This window comes from Clostridium cuniculi, assembly GCF_004353185.1.
GTDB classification, from domain to species: domain Bacteria; phylum Bacillota; class Clostridia; order Clostridiales; family Clostridiaceae; genus Clostridium; species Clostridium cuniculi.
On the sequence record NZ_SMUS01000082.1, the window covers coordinates 1 to 3,265 of the forward strand.

Here is a 3,265-nt window from a genome sequence, read left to right on the forward strand (position 1 = left end):
TACAAGATTTTAACTAAATCAAAGATTTAGAAAATCATAGCATCTGGTGATGATGGCGTAGAGGAAACACTCCTTCCCATTCCGAACAGGAAAGTTAAGCTCTACAGCGTCGATGGTACTGCACGGGGGACTGTGTGGGAGAGTAGAACGTTGCCAGGTAAAAGATACTTAGTTTAAACTAGGTATCTTTTTTTTGTGCAAAAAAATAAATAAAAAGTTTTATTATACATTTCCTGGGAAATTTAATAAAAGATAATTTTTAACATTTTTAATTCTTATGGTTAATTTTAATAAATAATATATAGATAATATAAGGTATTTAGTGTATTTTTAAATATTCTTTTTTTATATTAATTAATATAAAGACTCAGATAGTAAAAATAAAAAGATATAGAAAATAATGGAATACTGTGATAAGATTTAATACGAGGTGATTCAAGTGAAAAAGATATTAAATTTTATAATAGTAATAACAATGATAATATTAATGATATCTTGTAACCAAGAAAATAGCTCTATTATTAATGAAGAAATAAATGCAAGACTAATCTCTCCGGATGGTTTACCATCAATAGCTATAAGCAAATTAATAGCTGATAATAACAAAATAGAAAATATTACTTTAGAATGTTCAATTGAGAAAACTACAGATTTACTTTTATCAGAATTAATGAAAGGCGAAGCTGATTTAGCAATAGTTCCATCAAATTTAGCATTACAAGCAGATAAAAAAGATTTAGGATATAAAGTTGCAGCAACAATAGGCTGGGGATCTTTATACTTAGTATCTACAGAAGAAATATCTAATATATCAGAGTTAGAAGGATGTGAAGTATATAATACTGGAAAAGGACTTACTCCAGATATTGTATTCAAAAATATATTATCCAAAAATAATGTTAATGAAGAGAATATAGACTTCTCTTATGTTGGAGCTGCATCAGAACTTGCACCATTACTTATTAGTGGACAGGCTAAATATGCAGTAGTTCCAGAACCAGTATTATCAACAGTAATGGCTAAAAATAGTGATATAAAAATTATTTTAAGTTTAAATGATGAATGGATAAAAGCTAATAATGTAGAAAATGGATATCCACAATCAACATTATTAATAAAAGAAGAGTTTTATAATAAAATAAAAGATACAAATGCATATGATAAATTAATAGAAGCATTTAATGAAAGTGAAAAATGGGTCATAGATAATCCACAGTTAGCCGCTGAAAAGTGTGAAGAGTTGGGGATAACTGTGAATAAAGATGTTATTAATGAATCTATAAAAAATAGTAATTTAAAATTTACTAAGATAGAAGATTCAAAAGAGGAATATGAAACTTATTTTTCTACTATAGATACAGATAATAAGGGAGAAAGTTACGAGTATGACTCAATATTCATTAAAAAATAAAAAATATTTAATTATATCAATATTTATACTTATATCAGTTTGGCAAATAGTAGCTGTTATTGTTAATAATGGGCTACTTTTGCCTTCTTTTTTTACTGTTTTATTGGATATATATAAAATAATATTAACAGATAATTTTATAATATTAATACTTAGTAGTATTTTAAGATGTCTAGAGAGTTTTATATTTTCATTAGTAATAGCCATAATACTAGCTATTATTAGTTATTTTAATAAATTTATTTATAATTTTTTATATGTAATAATAGTCTTTTTAAAAGCTATACCTACAATGGCATTTATAGTATTAGTATTAATTTGGACATCTAAGGATTTTGCACCAATAATAATAGGTGTAGTAATCTCATTTCCAATTTTTTATGACGTTGTTTTAAATTCTTTACTTGATATTGATAAAAATCTATTACAGATGTTTAGAATATACAGGGTAGAAACTAAAGATAAAATTATTACACTTATAATACCAGTAATAGCTATAGCAATTAAAAAAGTAATTAATTCAACTTTATCATTAATATTTAAAGTTGTGATTTCGGGGGAAGTTTATGCTCAGCCAGAGTATGGAATTGGATCTATAATTCAGTTTGAAAAAATGCAATTAAATACATCAAGAATTATTGCATGGATGATAATAATAACTGTAATTGTTTGTTTTTTTGATTTAATTATCGATAAAGTTTCTAAAAAAAATACAGGTGAATAGATATGATAAATTTATAAAAGTAGATAGAATTATTTTTACTAGTTTTATAAAGTTGTGAGTTTTAAGAGAGGTTAATTGGAAATTATGTTAATAAGCAATATAAATTGTAAATATGGAGATAAAATTATATATAAGGATTTCAATATAAATTTTGACGATAATAAGATAAATTGCATTATTGGAAAATCAGGATGTGGAAAAACAACATTATTAAATTATATTTCAGAAATATTACTAAAAGAAAATAGAAAGATAGCGTATGTATTTCAAAGTGATGCACTTATACCTTGGAAAAATGTAAATAATAACTTAAAAATAGTAGTAAAAAAATATTTAAGGGGAAAGGAGTTAGATAATAAAGTTGATATTACTTTAGGATTAGTTGGACTAAGTGAGTTTAAATATTATTATCCATATCAATTAAGTGGTGGTATGAAACAAAGAGTAAATTTAGCTAGAGCATTGGTTGGAGATCCAGAAATTATATTAATGGATGAGCCTTTTAAATCATTAGATATTAAATGTAAACGAGATATGATGAAGATTATTAAAAAATTGAATTCAGAAAAAAAGACAACGATTATTTTAGTGACGCATGATAAAGATGAAATATTAGATTTAGCAGACTCTGTATTTTTATTAGGTGAAAGACCAGTAAAAATATTAGATAAAGCAAAAGAAAAGAATATTGAAGATATTATAGAAAAAATTATATAAAATGTATTGACTAAGTGATTTAATAGTGATAAGATAAAATACGTTGCTAATGACAGAAATGTTGAAAAACGTAGAAATATGTTATAGACATATATCTGTAGAAGTGATAAATTGATTAATATCGATTATGATAAATATGAAAAGTTAAAAAAATTGTTGACATATATCATAAAAGATGATAAGATAATTAAGTCGCTTAGATGTGACGGAGTAAATGGTCTTTGAAAATTGAACAGAATATAGTTAAAGTAAACCAGCAATTCTTTTGAGAGTCTTAAAACAAAGACTCAAAGTAATTTGAGCAAATGATTAAACTTTTTAGTGAGAGTTTGATCCTGGCTCAGGACGAACGCTGGCGGCGTGCCTAACACATGCAAGTCGAGCGAGTGGAGTTCTTCGGAACAAAGCTAGCG

The 3,265-nt window shown here is 25.4% G+C and carries 3 protein-coding genes and 2 rRNA genes; all 5 read left to right on the forward strand.

Annotation, left to right across the window (positions count from 1 at the left end; all coding sequences use genetic code 11):
- The first annotated feature begins 42 nt into the window (after positions 1-42).
- Positions 43-159 (forward strand): 5S ribosomal RNA (gene rrf, locus EJJ37_RS19535).
- Positions 160-439: 280 nt separating this feature from the next.
- Positions 440-1,411: an ABC transporter substrate-binding protein gene (locus EJJ37_RS19540; protein ID WP_133017096.1), complete on the forward strand. Its 972-nt coding sequence runs from the start codon at positions 440-442 to the stop codon at positions 1,409-1,411.
- A complete protein-coding gene (locus EJJ37_RS19545; protein ID WP_133017097.1) occupies positions 1,386-2,135 on the forward strand; it encodes an ABC transporter permease in 750 nt (249 codons plus the stop codon). The genes EJJ37_RS19540 and EJJ37_RS19545 overlap by 26 nt, the downstream gene beginning before the upstream one ends.
- 84 nt (positions 2,136-2,219) lie before the next feature.
- Positions 2,220-2,852, forward strand: a complete 633-nt coding sequence (locus tag EJJ37_RS19550; protein WP_133017098.1) for an ABC transporter ATP-binding protein — start codon at positions 2,220-2,222, stop codon at positions 2,850-2,852.
- A gap of 317 nt (positions 2,853-3,169) precedes the next feature.
- Positions 3,170-3,265 (forward strand): 16S ribosomal RNA (locus tag EJJ37_RS19555); the annotation flags it as partial.

Bases quoted from the DNA above. Each gene is read 5' to 3' on its own strand.
- EJJ37_RS19545 (WP_133017097.1), top strand. From the start codon at position 1,386: ATGACTCAATATTCATTAAAAAATAAAAAATATTTAATTATATCAATA.
- EJJ37_RS19550 (WP_133017098.1), top strand. From the start codon at position 2,220: ATGTTAATAAGCAATATAAATTGTAAATATGGAGATAAAATTATATAT.